This is a genomic window from Candidatus Sulfurimonas baltica (assembly GCF_015265455.1).
GTDB classification, from domain to species: Bacteria; Campylobacterota; Campylobacteria; order Campylobacterales; family Sulfurimonadaceae; genus Sulfurimonas; species Sulfurimonas baltica.
Window position 1 is genome coordinate 1,109,671 of the sequence record NZ_CP054492.1, and the last position, 18,585, is coordinate 1,128,255.

General features: G+C 34.3%; 18 protein-coding genes. 12 read left to right on the plus strand and 6 right to left on the minus strand.

Features of this window, described 5'->3' with window-relative positions; translation table 11 throughout:
• The first annotated feature begins 41 nt into the window (after positions 1 to 41).
• Positions 42 to 899: a hypothetical protein gene (locus HUE88_RS05640; RefSeq protein ID WP_194371958.1), complete on the plus strand. Its 858-nt coding sequence runs from the start codon at positions 42 to 44 to the stop codon at positions 897 to 899.
• A gap of 108 nt (positions 900 to 1,007) precedes the next feature.
• On the opposite strand, the gene HUE88_RS05645 is transcribed toward HUE88_RS05640, so the two are convergent.
• On the minus strand, positions 1,008 to 1,460 hold the full coding sequence (locus tag HUE88_RS05645; protein ID WP_194371960.1) for a GNAT family N-acetyltransferase: 453 nt from the start codon (positions 1,458 to 1,460) through the stop codon (positions 1,008 to 1,010).
• A 309-nt stretch (positions 1,461 to 1,769) separates the two neighbouring features.
• Between HUE88_RS05645 and HUE88_RS05650 the strand changes: the two genes are divergently transcribed.
• The 9 genes from HUE88_RS05650 to HUE88_RS05690 all read left to right on the plus strand — a co-directional run bounded on the left by HUE88_RS05650 (position 1,770) and on the right by HUE88_RS05690 (position 10,726).
• On the plus strand, positions 1,770 to 2,876 hold the full coding sequence (locus tag HUE88_RS05650; protein WP_194371963.1) for an aldo/keto reductase: 1,107 nt from the start codon (positions 1,770 to 1,772) through the stop codon (positions 2,874 to 2,876).
• Between the two features lie 2 nt (positions 2,877 to 2,878).
• Positions 2,879 to 4,519 (plus strand): L-aspartate oxidase, encoded by a 1,641-nt coding sequence (locus tag HUE88_RS05655; protein WP_194371964.1) that lies wholly within the window; start codon positions 2,879 to 2,881, stop codon positions 4,517 to 4,519.
• Between the two features lie 15 nt (positions 4,520 to 4,534).
• Positions 4,535 to 4,744, plus strand: a complete 210-nt coding sequence (gene nifT, locus HUE88_RS05660; protein ID WP_194371966.1) for a putative nitrogen fixation protein NifT — start codon at positions 4,535 to 4,537, stop codon at positions 4,742 to 4,744.
• 77 nt (positions 4,745 to 4,821) lie between these two features.
• Positions 4,822 to 6,345 carry a sigma-54 interaction domain-containing protein gene (locus tag HUE88_RS14090; protein ID WP_194371968.1) on the plus strand — a complete coding sequence of 508 codons (1,524 nt, stop codon included), beginning with the start codon at positions 4,822 to 4,824 and terminating at the stop codon, positions 6,343 to 6,345.
• Entirely contained in the window at positions 6,335 to 6,874 is a 540-nt protein-coding gene (locus HUE88_RS05670) for a hypothetical protein (RefSeq protein WP_194371970.1), read from the plus strand. The genes HUE88_RS14090 and HUE88_RS05670 overlap by 11 nt, the downstream gene beginning before the upstream one ends.
• Positions 6,867 to 7,688 (plus strand): SIR2 family protein, encoded by an 822-nt coding sequence (locus tag HUE88_RS05675; protein WP_194371972.1) that lies wholly within the window; start codon positions 6,867 to 6,869, stop codon positions 7,686 to 7,688. Before HUE88_RS05670 ends, HUE88_RS05675 begins: the two co-directional genes overlap by 8 nt.
• A complete protein-coding gene (gene clpX, locus HUE88_RS05680; protein WP_194371974.1) occupies positions 7,688 to 8,902 on the plus strand; it encodes an ATP-dependent Clp protease ATP-binding subunit ClpX in 1,215 nt (404 codons plus the stop codon). The genes HUE88_RS05675 and clpX overlap by 1 nt, the downstream gene beginning before the upstream one ends.
• On the plus strand, positions 8,902 to 9,252 hold the full coding sequence (locus tag HUE88_RS05685) for a hypothetical protein (RefSeq protein WP_194371976.1): 351 nt from the start codon (positions 8,902 to 8,904) through the stop codon (positions 9,250 to 9,252). Before clpX ends, HUE88_RS05685 begins: the two co-directional genes overlap by 1 nt.
• Before the next feature lie 229 nt (positions 9,253 to 9,481).
• Positions 9,482 to 10,726 carry an MATE family efflux transporter gene (locus tag HUE88_RS05690; protein ID WP_194371978.1) on the plus strand — a complete coding sequence of 415 codons (1,245 nt, stop codon included), beginning with the start codon at positions 9,482 to 9,484 and terminating at the stop codon, positions 10,724 to 10,726.
• 236 nt (positions 10,727 to 10,962) lie between these two features.
• Here HUE88_RS05690 and HUE88_RS05695 read toward each other — a convergent pair whose 3' ends face one another.
• The gene (locus HUE88_RS05695; RefSeq protein WP_194371979.1) at positions 10,963 to 12,516 is read right to left on the minus strand and encodes an IS1182 family transposase; all 1,554 of its coding nucleotides are present in this window, start codon (positions 12,514 to 12,516) and stop codon (positions 10,963 to 10,965) included.
• Between the two features lie 177 nt (positions 12,517 to 12,693).
• On the opposite strand from HUE88_RS05695, the gene HUE88_RS05700 reads away from it, so the two are divergent.
• Both HUE88_RS05700 and HUE88_RS05705 read left to right on the plus strand, forming a co-directional pair.
• Positions 12,694 to 13,086: a hypothetical protein gene (locus HUE88_RS05700; protein WP_194371981.1), complete on the plus strand. Its 393-nt coding sequence runs from the start codon at positions 12,694 to 12,696 to the stop codon at positions 13,084 to 13,086.
• Positions 13,083 to 13,781: a nucleotidyl transferase AbiEii/AbiGii toxin family protein gene (locus HUE88_RS05705; RefSeq protein ID WP_194371983.1), complete on the plus strand. Its 699-nt coding sequence runs from the start codon at positions 13,083 to 13,085 to the stop codon at positions 13,779 to 13,781. The genes HUE88_RS05700 and HUE88_RS05705 overlap by 4 nt, the downstream gene beginning before the upstream one ends.
• A gap of 105 nt (positions 13,782 to 13,886) precedes the next feature.
• On the opposite strand, the gene HUE88_RS05710 is transcribed toward HUE88_RS05705, so the two are convergent.
• The 4 genes from HUE88_RS05710 to HUE88_RS05725 form a co-directional block, all read right to left on the minus strand.
• Complete coding sequence (locus HUE88_RS05710) at positions 13,887 to 14,333, minus strand: hypothetical protein (protein WP_194371985.1); 447 nt, start codon at positions 14,331 to 14,333, stop codon at positions 13,887 to 13,889.
• Positions 14,334 to 14,532: 199 nt separating this feature from the next.
• On the minus strand, positions 14,533 to 15,534 hold the full coding sequence (locus HUE88_RS05715) for a DUF21 domain-containing protein (protein WP_194371987.1): 1,002 nt from the start codon (positions 15,532 to 15,534) through the stop codon (positions 14,533 to 14,535).
• A 47-nt stretch (positions 15,535 to 15,581) separates the two neighbouring features.
• Positions 15,582 to 16,706, minus strand: coding sequence for a universal stress protein (locus tag HUE88_RS05720; protein WP_194371989.1), 1,125 nt, complete (start codon positions 16,704 to 16,706; stop codon positions 15,582 to 15,584).
• Positions 16,707 to 16,855: 149 nt separating this feature from the next.
• The gene (locus tag HUE88_RS05725) at positions 16,856 to 18,580 is read right to left on the minus strand and encodes a complex I subunit 5 family protein (RefSeq protein ID WP_194371991.1); all 1,725 of its coding nucleotides are present in this window, start codon (positions 18,578 to 18,580) and stop codon (positions 16,856 to 16,858) included.
• Between the last annotated feature and the right edge of the window lie 5 nt (positions 18,581 to 18,585).

The window sequence follows — 18,585 nt, forward strand, 5'->3', positions numbered from 1 at the left end:
TAAATAATAATCTACATGTAGATGTGAGAGAGGTGGCGTAGATGAAAAGATTGTTTTTAACAAGTGGATTAATTATAGGTTTGCTTCTTAGCATAAATGGTTGTAGTACTGTATCTGCAAAATATTATGGAATGAAATACTGCTCCGCAGAACCTAATCCAAATACATGGATAGGGGAGGTGGTTGAAGTACCTCTTAGTATCTACTGGGAAGATGAACTATATAATGGTTTTACTGATGAAGATGCAAAACTAATGGTGATAAACTATCTTGATGGTGTGCATCTACAAACAATGGCACTTAACACTCCTGATGGTAATGTGAAAATATACTCTTTTAAAGATGCCCCTCAAAGTTACATAGACTTGGTTAAAGAGGGATTTGCAGTGGCGGAAGAGACGAAAAAGCAAAAAGTATTATTTGATGAAGCTTGGCTTGATTATAAAGAAAAAAAAATATTATCTCAAGTGGAATTTACATTAATAAGTGAAAAATGGACTCAAGTAGATAACAAAAGAAAATCCCTCCAAATCCAAATAGAAAAGATAAAACAGACTCTGACTTTAGTAATAACTCAAACAACTAAAGAGGCTATGCCAAAAATGAACTATACGGTTACAACTAAAAAACTACATCTTCCAGAAGATGCAAAAAAATATATATACATGGATGAAGTAAAAGTGATAGACAACCGTACAGATAAAACAATAGCCTATAACACAAGAGTGATGCAACGATATTCATCTTCACTTCTGCCTGATATGGTTGGTGGGAGAGGACTTTATCCACATTCAATGTGTGGAGATGCATCCCCAGAAAGATTTGATGAAGATGTATTTCAAAATATAGGTAGAAGTGGGAAACTTTTCCCAGGAAAACATAAAACTCTTTTTTTATAAGGAAAAATAATGGCAGAATTAACATTAAATACAAATACAATTGCAGACATGGGCGAAACTACGCCCCAGGGGTTGAATCTCCACTTTTAAAACAAATTTATTGTTTTTTTAATCGTTATTTAGCATAATACGAAACGGCACCATCGTTGAACGACTGAACCCTTCTTTAATATAAAATTTATGAGCAAGATTGTTATCTTCATCAGTTAACAATGTTAACCTTTTACAGCCACTTTCCTTAGCAAATTTTATTGCATATTTTATAAGTTTTGAACCCACTCCTTGGTTACGATAATCTTGAGAAACAACCATATCTTCCAATATACCAACTCTCTCTCCAAGGGCTGTTGAGACAGTATATAAGATGTTTGCCATAGCGATAATCTTGTTTGATTCTTTAGCAACTATTATATGACCAAGCTCTGATTTGCAAAGTATAGTTGTAAGTCCTCGTATTTGTGCATTTTCATCTGGTGAAAATTCTGTCTCTTGTTGAAAAAGAGAATTTAGCAATAGACATAACTGGGGAATATCCTCTAATGTTGCTTTTATAATTTCCATTTTTAACCTTGTGTTTTTCAGGATATATTTTAACTTAACTCTGTGAATAATTAGCTATAAGATTCTGGATCAAGTCCAGAATGACGGAATTGTAGTCATTACAAGTTAAAACCATCGTCATTCCAAGCTTGACTTGGAATCTAGTTTGAACTTTATTCTCTACATGTAGCTAAGGGAACACTTCTTGTATGTAAAAAATTATATTACTGAAGGATTATTTATGGAGACTATTATACTGCTGGTGTCAATTTTAATTTATATTATTTCAATAATCCTGTATGCAAGCAAAATATCTAAAAAGAGTGCATAATGGGATTTGCAACACTTACGGACACGCAAAACTTTGCTAAAAAGTTTTCAAGTTATAAAGACTTTTATATAAAGCATAATGACTTAATCTTTTCAAAGCTTGGTATTGGAACTTTCAATGCAGAACCGTACAAAGAAGAGAACTATGTTTTTCACTATATTGAGGGTGTCAAAGAAGCCGTTAGAAGTGGCATAAACCTCATAGATACAGCAAGTAACTACAGATACGGACAAAGTGAAAAAGAGATAGGTGAAGCACTTAAAGAGCTTTTTGCAGAGGGTATTAGTTCCAGAGAAGAGTTGATAATCTGTTCAAAAGGTGGCTTTATACAGCTTGATTACCCATTTCCTAAAAATCCTTACATGTGGATAGAAGAAAATATCATAGAGAAAAACTTAGCGACAAAAGATGATATAGAAGTAGACCAGCATTGTATGACTCCTGACTTTTTAGAGTACTCATGTAGAAGAAGTTTGGTAAATTTAGGTGTTGAATCTCTTGACATATATTATCTTCACAATCCAGAGATGCAACTTATAAAGCTTGGGGAAAAAGAGTTTTATAAATTGGTTGAGAAAATATTTACAAGATTTGAAAAACTAGCAGATGAAGGTCTGTTTAAATCTTATGGAGTTTGTGTTTGGAATGGTTTTACGGCTGAAAATAAAGAGTTAATAAGTTTAGAAAAATTAGTAAAAATTGCCATAAAAGTTGGTGGAGAAAATCATCGATTTAAATATGTTCAACTTCCGTTTAATATGGGAAAAACAAATGCCTATACAACTCCAACTCAAAAAGTAGGCGGTGAGGAATGTACAATCATTCAAGCTGCGCATAGATTAAACATAGGTGTTATAAGTTCATCATCTTTACTTCAAATGAAGCTATTTAAAAAATCATTCACGCGCGAGAGCGGAGTGGTTTTAGATGAGTCTATGACACTAACGAGTGATATACAGCTTGCTCTTCAGTTTGTGCGCTCAACACCTGGGATAATTAGTAGTTTATTTGCCTCAAAAGCACCGGTACATGTAAAAGAAAATTGCGAAATATCAAAAGTAAAGTCAGTAGATAGAAATAGATATGACTTACTTTATAGGCTGTAGTCATGATGTTTGATGTCATAGTAGTCGGTGGCGGTATAGCAGGGCTAATGGCAGCCATAGAAGCAAAAAAATCTAACAATAAAGTAGCAGTTATTACAAAAGGAAATCTATTTAAGTCAAATAGTTCTTTAGCTAGTGGCGGTATAAATGCTGTGCTGGATTCTAATAACTCTAAAGAGATTAAACTACATGTAGATGACACAATAAAGGCGTGTTTTGGCTTAGAAAACAAAAATGCAATTACTTACATGTGTAATAGAGCACCAAAAATCATAGAGAAGTTAGTTAAGTATGGCGTGGAGTTTGACAAAAACGAAGATGGCTCTATAGCTCAAAGAAGTTTTGGTGGCGGAAGTTCAAAAAGAACTTGTTACGTAGGTGACAAAACTGGTTCGGCGATAATGCAAGTGCTTATTAAAAAAGCTAAAACACTTGGTGTTACATTTTTAGTCAACAATTTTGTTATGAACCTTACTACATTGAACAACAGAGTAAGTGGAGTAGTAGTTTTAAGAAAGTTTGATTCATCTGTTATGGTCTATCCTTCAAAGTCAGTTATCTTAGCTGGTGGCGGATATGCTGGATTATACAGAGGTTTTAGTACTAATGCACAAGATTACTCTGGTGACATGCAGGCTATAGCTCTTCGTGCAGGATTAAATCTAAAAGATATGGAGTTTGTACAGTTTCATCCAACTGGAATGATAAAAACAAATTATCTAGTAAGTGAAGCTGCGCGTGGCGAAGGTGGCTATCTTGTCAATAATGAAAATGAGAGATTTGTAGATGAGTTAGATACTAGAAGTGTAGTTAGTTTGGCTATATCAAAACAGATAGAATCAGGTAAAAAAGTCTTTGTAGACTTAAGGCATCTTACTCTTGAGCACATAGAGGCAAAGCTGCCATCTCTATATAAAACAGCTTTTATGCAAGCAGGCATAGATATATCAAAAGAGTTATTGCCCGTTAAGCCAGTCGCACACTACAGCATGGGCGGTATAGAGTCTGATATGACTAAAACAAAGTTAAAAGGTCTTTTTGTTTGTGGAGAGTGTGCAGTAACCGGAGTTCACGGAGCAAACAGACTCGGCGGTAATTCTTTACTTGATGGTGCAGTGTTTGGAGAGCTGGCTGGTATAAATGCCTTGAAATTTTCTAAAAGTAAAGAGTATCTGCCTATTGATTACAATATTGTTGCAAAAGATCAAAAAATGGTTGATTGGATATTTGACAAGGAGAGCTCAAAAAACTTTAACTCTATGCGAATCAGCATGGGAAAAACAATGTTTGATTTAGCTGGAATTCATAGAAGCGAAGAGAGCTTAACAAAGGCATTTGACTATTTAAAATATTTACGACGAGAAACAGCAACTTTGCACTGTATAGACAAAGGTAGGCAAAACAATGTTGAACTTAGCTCTATTTTAGAGTTAAAAAATGGACTTGAAGTCTCAGAGGCTGTAGTTTTATCTGCGCTCAAAAGGCAAGAGAGTAGAGGAGCTCATAATCGTGATGACTTTGCTGATGAAAATTTGAAATTAAGAAAATCAATTTTAATCAATGAGCCAAAAAAGGGATATTTTAAAGTCTGGTATGAAGACAACAAGTTTATGTTAATACTACAGAAAATATTTACAAATTAATAAAAGGATATAAAAATGGCAAAGGTAATGTTACGAGAGAGCGCAGATGAGATTTTTTTCTATATAGCGAAAAAAGATATGGAAGAGACTATAGAGAGTATAGAGTTCGACAGTGATGATAACTGGGGCGGAGAGGTAGTGCTTAGCAACGGTGAGACATGGTGGATAAAACCGGCACCAAAAAGTCTGCCACAAGAAACTACATGTAAGAAACTTGCTGACTGATTAATATATAGGCACTAACTTGTATTTTTAATATACACTTAAATATATAATATAGTATATAAAACAAAGAAGAGAAAATGATAAAAAGTTGCAAAGAGTGTGTTACTAATAAAGAACTGCTGGTTATATATGATATAGCATCTTTGATTTCAGATTCAAGAGATATTCAAAAGTCTTTGGAGAAGTCTCTAATGGCACTCAAGAACTCTTTGAGTTTGGAAAACTGCGTAATATATAAGCTTGAAGACGAGATGCTTAATATTTTTGCATCTATTGGTCTTAACAGACACCAAAAGGTTATATCTGAATACAGGCTAGGAGAGGGTGCTACTGGTCTTGCTGCAAAAAGTATGGAGCCAATTGTAATTGAGAATATTCATAATGATATTTTATTTTTAAACAAATCTGGGAATAAAAATAGCGAGACACTATCTTATGTAGCAGTCCCTTTAATAGCGGAAAATAGTGTAATTGGTGTTCTTGGTGCCAACTTAACAAAAGCTACACAAATGGACTTTGAAGAGACAGTTAAGACTTTGACAATTGTAAGTTCTCTGTTTGCTCAGTACATTAGCTCTAGTATGGCTGTTGAGTTAGAAAAAGAGAGACTCAAAGATTTAAAACTATATTATAAAATGGAGTGGGATTCAAAAGTGCATAATTTTGGTGACATTATTGGCGACTCAAAAGAGATGCAAAATATGTATAAAGTTATTGACAGAATAGCTGGAAGTGATGTAACTATTTTAGTGCGAGGCGAAACGGGAACCGGTAAAGAGTTAGTAGCATCAGCTATACACAAAAGAAGTAAGAGAGTAGAAGAGCCATTTATTAAATTAAATTGTGCTGCTATAACAGATACTTTGCTAGAGAGTGAACTTTTCGGACATGAAAAAGGTGCCTTTACTGATGCTAAAGAGACAAGAAAAGGTAGATTTGAACTTGCAGATGGAGGAACACTGTTTTTAGACGAGATAGGAGATATTAGTGCATCAGCACAGGTAAAGCTTCTTCGAGTTTTACAAGAGAGAGAGTTTGAGAGAGTAGGCGGATCTAAAACTATACATGTAAATGTGAGACTAGTCGCTGCAACAAACAGAGACTTAGAACAGATGGTAAAAGATGGAGAGTTTAGAGAGGATTTATACTATAGACTAAATGTTATACCAATTGACTTACCACCTCTTAGAAAAAGAGGAGATGACATTAAACTGTTGGTTAATTTCTTTTTACAACGCTCAATGCAAAACCATAAAAAAAATGTTGTTATAACTGATGAAGCAATGGCACAACTTATGGCTTATCCTTGGCCTGGTAATGTAAGAGAGTTAGAAAACACTATAGAGAGAATTGTTCTTATGGGAAGTGAAGATGGGATAACAGCTTCTGAGATGAGCTTGCTTTTACCAGCACTTAATAATGTCAAAGTAGTTGCTACTAGTGATTCTTTTTCATTAAACAACAAAACCCTTGATGAATTAGAAGAAGAGGCTTTAAAAAGTGCTATGAGAAACAGTGAAAACAATCAAGCCGAAGCTGCAAAAATTTTAGGAATTACGCAGAGACAAATTGGGTATAAGATAAAAAAATATGGAATCTAAAATAATATATAAAGATGAGCTTTTGGCGCTATGTGAAGACTTTATCGATGTTGGATATATGGCTGAAAATATTGAAGTTCAAGACATGAATGGCAAAACAATAGAGATAAAAAGAAGCCATCCAGACAAAGCTATGACAATATTGGTCTCGTTTACACATGTAGATGATAGCTCTATTGATGAGATAATCAAGATAGATGAGTTTCTAAGTGATATACAAGTTCCCATAAAGTGTTATATGATTTTTGATAAAAATAATGAATCACAAAATATTTTAAAAAACAGACTCAAAAAATTTGAAGTAGTCATAGACAGCGAAGAAGAGTTTGGAAATATGTACGGTACAAAACTAGTAAGTGGTAGCTTAAAAGACAAGCTTACCAAGTCTTTGTTTCTTATTGGCAAAGATGGTTCTGTATTTTATATAAATATGCCTAGTGATTTATGTAAAGAGTTAGACTTAGAGAGATTAAGAGTTGAACTAAATAAAGCTTATCTTAGTTACACAGGAGTTGGATGTCATGGATAATTTAGTACAAAGCCTTAAAGATGGAAGTTTAGTACCATTTGTTGGTATGAGAGTGTTTGAAAATACAAAAGCAACAGATGGAAGCACGCTCCCGTATGATAGTGATAGTATGATTCTTTCACTAAACAGTGGTCGTGCTATGAGTTCAAGGCTTATGTATGAGTACTCAAGAGCAGCTATGAGTTTAGAACATAGAAGAGGTCGTGACTTTATTGTGCAAATGACAAATCATATTTATGCTTCAAAAGAGTATGAATTGCCATTTACATATGAGTACTTTAAGAGCATACAACCAAAGTATATGATTGATTTAAATCTTGATGATAGTGGATGTAAAATCTATGAAGATATAGAGCATTTTATGATTACAGGCATATCGAGAATAATGGCAGCAAATGATAGATTTGTAGTTTATAAATACGATTTAGATAAAAAAGAATATCTACATGTAGATAAAGAGGAGCTAGATGATTCTATACCGATTCTTTTTAAACCTCTTGGTTGTATGCTCCCAGATAAGAACTTCATCATAAGCGATGCAGACTTTGTTGACTGGCTTACAGAAGCTATGGGTGGGTTTGCTATGCCGACATTTTTAAAAGAGTATAAAAAAGATAAAAGCTATCTATTTTTAGGTGTTGATTTCTCTCGTGATACTTACAGAATGGTAGCAAATGAACTTACTCTAAATTTAAAAGATGGTTATGTAGTGTCAAACAAGCAAGAGTACTCAAAAAAAGAGAAAAAATTTATATCTGCACACAATTTACAACTCATACAAGATTCTACTGATGAGTTTTTAAAGGCTTTATAATGGAAAAATTTACATGTGATTTTTGTGGTAAAAACTCTGATGAGGTAGAGAAAATCTTTAGTGCTGAAAAGTCTCATATATGTAACGAGTGTATAGAGACTTGTTCTCTTGTTTTACATAAATCACAACTTCAAAAAGCTAAAAAAGAGTTTCAAAAGGGACTCAGTATCCCTACAAAACTAAAAGAACATTTAGACAACTATGTCATAGGTCAAGATGAAGCAAAAAAAGTTTTAAGTGTTGCTCTTTACTCGCACTATAAAAGAATCGATAAGCCTGTTCATAACAATATAGAGATTGAAAAAAGTAACATTTTGCTTGTAGGACCAACTGGTAGCGGTAAGACACTTTTAGCAAAAAGTTTGGCAAAAATCATGGATGTACCATTTGCAGTAGCAGATGCAACAGCACTCACCGAAGCTGGATATGTTGGAGAGGATGTTGAGTCTATTTTGTCCCGTCTCTTAGCATCAGCTGATTTTGACCTTGAAAAAGCTCAAAAAGGGATAATCTACATAGACGAGATAGACAAAATCGCAAACAAGAGCGAGAGTGCAACAAGCGGCAGAGATGTAAGCGGAGAGGGCGTTCAGCAAGGTCTTCTTAAGATTTTAGAGGGTGGTGACGTTTATGTCCCTCTAAAGGGGAGCAGAAAAAGTTCATCCGCAGAGACAGTTCTTTTTGACACTACACATGTACTATTTATTTGTGGTGGTGCTTTTGTTGGTTTAGTTGATGATGAAGAGACAAAGAAAAAAAATAAAACTAAAGAGATGGGTTTTTTAAAGAGTAAAGAGAAAGAGAAACTAAGTTCTAACGACATTGAGTCAAAAGACTTAATAAGCTTTGGTCTTATCCCTGAGTTTATAGGAAGAATCCCAGTAATTACAACACTAAATCCATTATCAGTAGAAGACCTGATAAAAGTCCTAACAGAGCCTAAAAATGCGATTATAAAACAGTATCAAGCACTGTTTGAACTCGATGGAATTGATCTGGAGTTTAGCAAAGATGCCTTAGAAGAGATAGCAAAAATGGCGGATAAAAAAGGCGTTGGAGCACGTGGACTAAGAGGGATAATAGAAAAAATCATGTTACCGCTTCAGTATGAGCTACCGGCTAAAAATGATGTTCAAGGGTGCAAAATCACTAAAAGCTTTATAGACGGCAAGGGTGAAGTAGAGTTGACATATGTACAAAAGGAGAAGAACTGATGGATGATCAATCAACAGTGTACGAGTGGGCAAAAACATATAAGTTTAGTGATGAGCAGATTCAATATGCAACAATTTTGGCACTTAAGATTTTAGATGATGAGTGTAAGATGGACTATGATAACTACAACCTTTTTATGTCGGTATATGATGGCATAAATGACCAAGTCCCGTCACCGTTTAACCTTAGTGTTCACTCCATTATAAATCTAGCAAGAGCAGACGACCCCATAAAAGCAAGTCCAATCTACAAAGATATGATAGGTGAGCTAAGAATAACAATGATGAAAGATATGCAAAAGCCTATAATGAAAGCGTTTAAAAACTTAGTCTGGAGTGTGGCTTCTTAAACGTCACAAAACTCCAAACTTGCTAAATCTGAGACCGTTGAGAGTTTTGTGTCAGTAACCGATAGTCATTAAAATTATATGATAGTTTAACAATTTGGTTTGAAACTTAGAGAAAGTTACAAAATCTACAGGTTTTGCAACTGTCTAGTTCGTAGACATAATATGCATACAAAATATCATAAATTTGTGCGATAATGTAAACTATAAAAAATATAATTAGGAATAAAGTTTGCAAGAGATTAAAAAACATTTTTACCATGCGATATTGATTTCGATATTTACCGTAGTAGCAGGCTTTTCATTTAAAATATTTTTAGCGAGAATCATAGAAAAAGATGTACTCACTCTCTATTATACAGCCATAGATATTTTCTCTTTTTCACTCCTTATTCTTATAGGCTTTCGCTCATCCATGGTCGTAGCTTACGCAAAGAGTAAAAAAGATGAGAATATTATCAATATCTTTAGATACTTCATCATAGTCCTTGTACTTTTGTCATGGGGTCTTATACTTCCGTATCTAAAGCATCGCGTTGGTATAGAGATACATTACTGGTATCTTGTTTTCACTATCCTTACCATGAGCTCTTATGCTTATCTTACTAATCAGTTAGCTATGTATAGACTCTACTCTATAATGAAGCAGAGTACATTTATGGAACCAATACTTGGGGCCATTTGGTTTTTGATAGCTTACTATATAGCACATACAAATGGTCTAAAGTCACTTTTTATTATGACCATCATGAGTTATATGGGACTCTCAATCTTTATATGGCTAAAAAAACGCCGTGAAATTAATGAACCGCATTTAGCTCAAGTAGAATTTGATACCGATACAAAAACATTCCTTAAAAACGCAGTACTCTCTACTGTAGAATTTGGCTCAGGAATAGTCATGATATATATGGCAGTATTTTTTCTTATGCACTACTACAGCATAGAGGAGTTGGGAGACTTTCAAGTGGTTACCAAACCTGTTTTGATGTACATGATTACTCTTTTTGTATTTCCAGTTTTCCGATTTTTACTTCCTGAACTCTCTAAACTCCATACTCATAAATCATACAAAGAGATAATTGATCTACAGCGATGGTTTTATAAGTTTGCATTTTTAATAAGTGGCTCTTTTGTGCTACTAATGGTTTTTTATTCTCAAGAGTTTGTTTCACTGGCATTTAAACCTGAGTACCAAGGTGCGTATTTATACCTGACTCATTTGAGCTTTTTCTTTATATTTATTATGTTAAATGCTTTTCAACTCTCTTTGATTAAAGCTTCTGGAGCATTTGGGAAGGCTCTATTTGTAAGAGTGAGCGGGATAGCTCTTTTTGTGGTGGCATTTTATATTACAAGACTTTACTCAGAAAACTCAGTATCTGTAGTCTTTGGTTTAGCACTTGGTTATATGGGGATGTTTGTTCTCTCTTTTGTAGAAGTAAGAAAGATTATGCGAAGAATTAACCTCCTATAGCAGAGATTTAATATCTTGTATAGATGTAATTACTTGTTCAATAGTGTGTACCATGTTCTTTAAGATTGATGCATGGTTTAATCATTCCAAACAGTTGAAAGTCTTTTCCACTTTTATGACATAGTGTTTTCAGTTGTCTTTAAAAATAAGGCAAAAGTTCAAAAATCTACTGAGACTGTGAAAGAACTAATCATGTATCAGTAAAAAGTGTCGAGCTTAAGAACATTTTTTAAGGTTCAGGCGGAAAAACTCATTTTTTGACGAAAAAATGTCCTAAAAAAGTATAAAACTGCAAGATACTCCGCTATTTCTTGCTTGATACTCTCAAGATTGCCACTTTTTAACGCTTTCATAAGCTTTTGAAACAGTGCAATGCCAATCAGGTTCAACAATCTTCTGAAATTATAGGTGAGCATAATGAGAGCATTTTCTCCAGCAACCTTTGTTTTACCACGCATCAGAAAGTGGCTCCAGCCAAGATTTTGTTTGATTGTACCAAAAGGGTGTTCTGCCAGAGCGGCACGCTGTTTAATCATAGTTCTAGCTTCTGGTGTCTGCATCTTTGTACGGTGTTCGACAATGAGTGCTTCATGCTCCCAGCGCCAGAGACGTTTTGCAGGTGTTTTCTCAGGAAGACACTCTGAACGTAATGGACAGACTTTACATACAGAGTGGGTACCGAAATACATAAAACGCTTGATACCCTTATTCTCATAAATAGTTTTTTTTCGCTTTAACACTTTGTTGTTTGGGCAGTGATAGCAATCGTTGGCTTCATCATAATGAAATGCATCACGAGGAAACTTTCCTCTGTCTACTTGCTTTTTTTGCTTATCTTGTATGGGTACATAAACATCTATTCCCTCATCAACACATCTCTTAATCTCTTTTGGATTGTAGTAACCTGCATCAGCTACGACTTTGATATGTTTATTGCCTGTAGCTTCTTTAGCTTGAGTTGCTAGAGGATAAAGTTGATCTAAGTCAACTCCTTTGGTGGAGATGTCAGTAGCGACAATAAACTTGTATTTACCATCAACAGCAATCTGGGTATTATAGGCCATAAGATGATGTGCCGGTTTACGCATCAAGGTAGCATCGGGATCACTTTTGCAATATTGTGTTACATTACGCTCTTTCAATGTGTGTAGATTACTGTTCAATTTTGATTTATATTTTTTAAGTCGATCCAGATATTGCTTGTGTACTACTGATGCTATCTCTTTCTTCTCACAGCTATCGCTATACTCTAGTGAACTTAAATACTCTGCTATTTTCTCATCAACAGATTCTATATCCTTACGAGTCATTGTTTCAGAGATAAGTTGATTCTTTGATGCATTAGCCCGTAAAAAGGCACCGTCAATGGCAACGACTTCTCCATCAATCAAATCGACAGAACGGCATAGCATTACAAAGTCACGAAATAATTGTTTCAGTACCTTGGGATTATCTTTGCGAAAGTTAGCAATAGTCTTGTATCCAGGAGTAAGTCCAGCACAAAGCCACATCATCTCAACATTGCGTTTAAGTTCACGTTCGAGCTTTCTAGAACTTCGGATACTATTGAGATATCCATAGAGATAAATCTTCAAAAGTAGTGCTGGATGATATGCAGGTTGACCATCAGAACTACCACTACTTGTAAACACTCCCAAAGTAGCTAAATCTATACTATCGACATAGCTGTCAATAGCCCTTACTGAATTATCCTCATCAACATACTCATCCAGACTGGGAGGAAATAAGAGTTGTTGATGGCGGTTTAACCCCTCTTTGTAATTTGGCATTGTTCAGCCTTTTTCGTTGATATATGATATATCTATTTTAGCTTATTTGTGATTATCACTTGCTTTGGGAGTTCTTTCACAGTCTCTACTGTATTTGGAACTGTCTAGTTTACAGGGGACATTCCAATTTGCTATTTTAATCCGAATATCGTATAATTATAAAAAAGGAGGGTACTTATGAAAACTAAAGATATATTTGATGTATTTGGTATTGCTCCATCTACATTATCTGACTGGAGTAAAGAAGATAACAAAAAGCATACCCTTGCTCAGCTGCTTAAAAATATGAGCATGGATGATGTTAAAGATATCTTATCAAAGGAACAAAACTCTCGATCAAAGCCAGTGATGCTTTTATCAACGGTGAATTGTTCTATAGGAAATAAAAAAAAGCATTTTACACTTACTGGTTTAAAAAATCTGTTTTATAAAAAAGAGCCTTTAGATGTGTATGATAAATATGCACTTAAAACTATAAAGAATGAAGCATTAGAAGAAGAGATAGTGGATTTTACAAACTACTATAGAATATCTCCTAAGAGAGTTGAAACAGTATTGGCTTCATTATGAAAAATATTGAATTTATAAAAGAACATTACAGTGAACAGATACACGCTTTAAACAGTTTTATTCAAGATGCTTACAGTTCTTTACCAAATAAAGACTACTCTACAATCAGGTTTGGTGGTGGAACTGCATTAGCTATATACTATTTTCAACACAGGCTTAGTTTTGATATTGACTTATTTGTGACTGATGTACAAATATTAAACTACCTTAGCCCAAAGCATTGGATAGATGAAACAAATAAATTTAATACTAGCAAGTACATTGATCTATCAAACCACATAAGAGTATTGGAGAAGAAGAATAATATAAAAATCGACGTATTGGTCTCTCAAAATGCTTCATCTGAGTATTTACTTGACAATTCAAAAGTTATTTTTACCAGTGATGTATATGTTGAGAGCATAGAAGATATTATTGCTAAGAAAATAGTTTATAGACGAAATGATAATCTTACAAGAGACATTATAGATATCGCCATAGCTATAAAGTTAAAAGATGGCATCCTGCAAAATATGCTTGAGAGAGGCTTGATTAATGAACTAGATTTGAAAGAGTTAAAAACTTCATTGGAGAACTTAGATAAAAAAACTTTCGAAGAGGAGATAGAAATTGTAGCGCCTTTTGAAAATTACATAAATGATGCTAAAAATGCTCCTGAGATTATAAAGCAAGAATGTCAAAAAATATTAACTTAGATGTGCTTCTGTGGAGTTCGTTTGTTCCAAAAAGAACAGTTACTGGAACTTACTTCAATTTTTCATTTAATACTTTACTGTATCTTCTTTATTATAAGGTTTTAATCAAGCTGCTTGAAATACAACTTGATCTTTTGCCATTTGATATAGGGAATGACGTATAGAAGATGAAATGTTAAATCTTTTTAATTTTTGAGCAATAGCAATAAGTGTATCTTTGTTTGAAAAGTCAATATCATTTTTATGTAAAACTTTATCAGCAAGCACTTCAATAACTTGATTATATGTAATATCATTACCAAGAACTTGAATTAACTCATTTATATTATGTCCTGAGATGTAGTCTATATCTATTGCCAATTTTTGAGCTACATCTTTGTAAAGACCTCGATCTATAAGAGTTTTTATAATGTCATTCTTTATATTATTCTGTTGTCTTTTTTTTGATTTAACGACCTTAGTACTGTGTTTAGCTATTAGTACCTCTTGATGTGCATAGCCAACATTATTTATAATAAGTAGGCTAACAATAGTAAAAACTTTTACTTTCACATTAACTCCTTTAATTACTTTTTATCTTTGTACTTTATTCAAAAAAAATTAACAGAACTATTTTAGATATATGTTAATTAAAAATTTTAAGGGTTAAGGATAGGTAATCCTTAACAGATTTGTAGTGCGTCAAAAATATAGAAGTTGTATATTCTGAGTTAATTAAGTCAAGTAAAATAAATAAATTATGTCATATGAATTATTTTGTAATAATACCGTGTAGCAGTCGTCCAAGAATATCCGTACCTGTAATAATCCGCTGGTCTTCACCCCATATAATGACAATATCCTTGTCTATAACATCATCTTCAGTATCAACTTTAAGTCCAGGTAGTGTATCGCCAAGAGTTGACTCAAGATTTGAGATAATCACTGGTCTATGACAATACTTTATTGGTTCAAAAGTATCATACTCAAATAATGCAGCACTTATAAAGCGGTCCACATCTATTACTAGCCTAGGCTTACCTTGAGTATCTATAATAATTACCCATGACTTTTTAGATTGATACACAAGGCGTAAAAAAGGATCATTTGCAGAAGAGGTTATAGTTGGGAAAATTGGATGTCTGCCTTCAAACTCTAAAGAGATTATACTTTGTGGGTCAATAGGTACACCCTCCTGGCCTACCTGTAAATCATCAATGGCAAGAAAATTAAGTGCTCCAGTTCCCTCAACATGAGCAATATCACTGTCTTTCTCACGTATATGCATCCTTAATATTTCTTCAATCTCATTCTCTTTGTAAAACTTTATTCCTTCTTTACCTAACCACATATCAAGAATTTTTGCAGAAGGCTTAGCTAACGGCCATAGGAGTATTTGATAAAAATGTACCACGGGTGAGAATATTGATGCAACACGTAAGGCATTACGAGAAAAATATGCCTGTGGAACAATTTCACCAAAAATAGTAATAATAAAAGTAGAAAAGATAAAGGCTACAAGGCCTGTCATTACAGAGTTTGAAAGAAGTGCTAACAATACATTTACTCCGACATTTCCCCATAAAGTCGTAGTTAAGAGATAATTTGAATCTTTCCGCAATTTAAGTACTTTGGCAGCATCTTTGTTACCATTTGACATCTCAATTTCAAGTCGCATCTTACTTAGGCTGAAAAATGCCAAATTGAGACCTGAAAACATTCCAGCTTGTGATATGCATATCAATATTCCAATCCATGTTACTAAGTCAGTCATACTTTATCATGTCTTTTCAATTTTTTGTTTTAACTTTTTGACTCATTTCATACCCAAAAATCAGTTCGTTTTTCCTGGTATCTTCCCTCTTTTATTTTTTGTTTAATTTCATCAAGTTTTTCATCTAATATCAATGATAAACCTTCTGCTATTTTTTGGTCCTCTGCTTCAGGAATATTCCAGTTAGCAATCTTTAAATGCTCTTCAAAAAGAGATTCAAAATCACTTCTAATCTCATCTCTTCGGCTTTGAAGGTCTTGCTCTATTGCAGAAGATTTATCTTTTTCTTCTATATTAGAAGAACTTTTTTTTGATTTTATAGGAACATAAATAAGTGTGTCAATAGAAGATCTTTGCAATAGATAAGTTGCTGTTGAGCCAAAAATAAATGAATTTAAATTATTTACTCCCTTAGAGCCTAATACAAGTAAATCAGAATCATCTTTTTCTATATTTTCTAGGAGATCCTCATTAGCTGAAGTATCACATGCAATCAATTCTATCTCACCATCTTCTACATCGCCTAAAAACTCATCCAACTTTATTTTTGCACTTTTAAACAGTTCTATTTTATAGCTCTTCTTCTCTTGAACAGAGATTCTCTCTTCTAATGTCTCTAACTCATAAAGAGACTCGCAAGCACTTATATACTTTTTTGAAGTTTTACTAAAAAGAGTGTTTGCCAATAATATGCTCTCTTTGGAATAATCAGATAAATTTGTAGGAAAAATCATCTTGTTGTAATTTCCAACTACTTCATTCTTAACTATTAAAACTGGAATATTTGTTTTTTGGATTAGTTTCAATGCTGTAGAACCAAAATGTTCATTCCTAATATCAGTTTTATCATTAATTCCAACAACAAGCAAATCAGCTTTTATTTTTTTTGCTTTGTATCCTATCAAGGAAGCGGGTGTACCTGACTCTATAAACAGTATAAAGTCAACCTTAGCTTCTTCATTAAGAGTCTCTATTTGTTGTGTTATACTACTTCTTAAAGTATCTTCATCAATTGAACTAACAAAGACTGGCGCAAGAAAAGAGGATTCAATAATATGTATAATATACAGTTGTGCATCTTTCTCCTTTGCAATAGAGATAGCCCTTTTGAGCGCTTCTTGTGACATATTCGACTTATCAATAGCAACCAATATATTACAAACCTCTTTCATCTTTATTCTCCTATTGTGATAATATTTATTGTATCATTTTTTGGACACATCTTAGCTATGCATTATATTATCTTAAAATAATTTTTTTAGTATTTCAGAGGGTTTAAAAAGGAACAAAAGGTAAGCAAAACAAAGCAAGATAATATTAATCAGGATATCATTGCCAATATACTTGTCACAAGCATTAAGACAACAACGAAAGAAACGGAGGTCTCCCAGTTAGTGAAAAAGGACTCATTTTTTTTTGTTATTGTTATAATATCTTTCCAAACAATAGCGATTCCTAACTTGGAAAAGCGCTTCATTTTCATAAAATAAAGTTGAACCTTACTGAAGTGTTTAATCATAGACTGCAATAATTGTAGAGTATGTTGCAATAACACCAGCACATCACCTGCGGGCACAGGTTGTAGAAATCGAAATATATCTGTTTTTAAGACAGCAACAAATATAAAAAAGCTAAGTAGTAGAGGCCAAAGGCTTCCAACTAGCTCCATTTTTCCTATGTGCTCCAAGGAAGGGCTTAATAAAGGCACCACAATAATGGCCAAAAGCAGTACTATCCAGGGCCATACAAGTCCTGCCACGGGAACTGAACCAAAGGGGATAGCAGCCGGTCGAAGTAGATATAGTAGCCGAGCCATCAGTAATGCTGTGGCAACTGCACTGGCTGACAATAAAATCGGTAGCAACCAATCCCAGGGAGTAGGAGCATAAAATGCATAGCTCTTTATCAAATACTTGGCCATCATACCGCTAGTCAATGGGGCCCCTGCTAACGCTAGCGCAGGTAACCAAAGACCAAACCAGATCCAGTGACGCTGTAGATGATGATTACTACCTGAAAGACCAACACCTAAAAACAGTGCACCTTTACTCAGTCCATGGTGCAGGGCATAAAAAGCAATGCCAGGAAGGATAATAGGCCAAGCCTGCGGAGCAAACATTCCCAATCCAATAGATATGGTGATGATACCCATCTGACTGATACTGGAATAAGCCAGCAAAGTTTTTGGATTGCGTTGTGTTAATCCAATGGCTACTCCATAAAATGCAGTAGCCAGACCCAATATCACAACACCCGCACCCCAATCTGGCAGAGCAATCTCGCCCAGTGGCAACAGTCGCAGCCATCCTAGCAAGCCGGCTTTAATCATGGTACCTGAAAGTACGGCACTCGCAGGTGTAGGTGCTGCCCGATACGCAAGTGGCAACCACATATGTAAGCCGATGAGACCAGTCTTAATACCAAAACCAACCAGAGCCAAGAGTATTATCATATCTTTGTTTGGGGCATTTGTTAAGCTTTGCCGTACAGCTTCAAACGTTGTAGTATCAGCAGCCTTCGTAGCCATAAGCAGTGCAGCGAACAATATTACTTCACCTATTACGACCAAAGCAATGTACACTATTCCTGCCTTGAAGGCTACAGTATCGCCTTTGAAAACCACTAAAACGTAAGAGGCAAAACTCATTAAAGTAAAACCAAAATAGAAACTCACAAGATCCTGTGCAAGGATTAAGCTAAAATTTCCCACCATCGCGAGTAAAAAAAAGCGATAAAATCTAATTTGTTTGTCAATATCTGGAAAATATATTTTGGCATAGATTCCTGCTACTGTCCATAATAGGCCCGCAAGTAATAAGAATACTTTCCCTGTTGGATCAAGTCCAACCTTGGAACCAAGCAGCAGCCATGGCAGATTCCACTCTATTGTGTCTGGTGTTATAAATATAGCCGCCATCAATGCCGGTATTGCCGCCCAAGGAGCTAAATAAAGTGCTATGGAGTGCATTTTTTTCACTATCAGCATATATAAAATCAACAGTGGCAAGCCTACACTTAAGAAAAGTAAACTCTCTAAAAGTATCATATACA

Bases quoted from the DNA above. Each gene is read 5' to 3' on its own strand.
- HUE88_RS05640 (WP_194371958.1), top strand. From the start codon at position 42: ATGAAAAGATTGTTTTTAACAAGTGGATTAATTATAGGTTTGCTTCTT.
- HUE88_RS05645 (WP_194371960.1), bottom strand. From the start codon at position 1,460: ATGGAAATTATAAAAGCAACATTAGAGGATATTCCCCAGTTATGTCTA.
- HUE88_RS05650 (WP_194371963.1), top strand. From the start codon at position 1,770: ATGGGATTTGCAACACTTACGGACACGCAAAACTTTGCTAAAAAGTTT.
- HUE88_RS05655 (WP_194371964.1), top strand. From the start codon at position 2,879: ATGATGTTTGATGTCATAGTAGTCGGTGGCGGTATAGCAGGGCTAATG.
- nifT (WP_194371966.1), top strand. From the start codon at position 4,535: ATGGCAAAGGTAATGTTACGAGAGAGCGCAGATGAGATTTTTTTCTAT.
- HUE88_RS14090 (WP_194371968.1), top strand. From the start codon at position 4,822: ATGATAAAAAGTTGCAAAGAGTGTGTTACTAATAAAGAACTGCTGGTT.
- HUE88_RS05670 (WP_194371970.1), top strand. From the start codon at position 6,335: ATGGAATCTAAAATAATATATAAAGATGAGCTTTTGGCGCTATGTGAA.
- HUE88_RS05675 (WP_194371972.1), top strand. From the start codon at position 6,867: ATGGATAATTTAGTACAAAGCCTTAAAGATGGAAGTTTAGTACCATTT.
- clpX (WP_194371974.1), top strand. From the start codon at position 7,688: ATGGAAAAATTTACATGTGATTTTTGTGGTAAAAACTCTGATGAGGTA.
- HUE88_RS05685 (WP_194371976.1), top strand. From the start codon at position 8,902: ATGGATGATCAATCAACAGTGTACGAGTGGGCAAAAACATATAAGTTT.
- HUE88_RS05695 (WP_194371979.1), bottom strand. From the start codon at position 12,516: ATGCCAAATTACAAAGAGGGGTTAAACCGCCATCAACAACTCTTATTT.
- HUE88_RS05700 (WP_194371981.1), top strand. From the start codon at position 12,694: ATGAAAACTAAAGATATATTTGATGTATTTGGTATTGCTCCATCTACA.
- HUE88_RS05705 (WP_194371983.1), top strand. From the start codon at position 13,083: ATGAAAAATATTGAATTTATAAAAGAACATTACAGTGAACAGATACAC.
- HUE88_RS05715 (WP_194371987.1), bottom strand. From the start codon at position 15,534: ATGACTGACTTAGTAACATGGATTGGAATATTGATATGCATATCACAA.
- HUE88_RS05720 (WP_194371989.1), bottom strand. From the start codon at position 16,706: ATGAAAGAGGTTTGTAATATATTGGTTGCTATTGATAAGTCGAATATG.
- HUE88_RS05725 (WP_194371991.1), bottom strand. From the start codon at position 18,580: ATGATACTTTTAGAGAGTTTACTTTTCTTAAGTGTAGGCTTGCCACTG.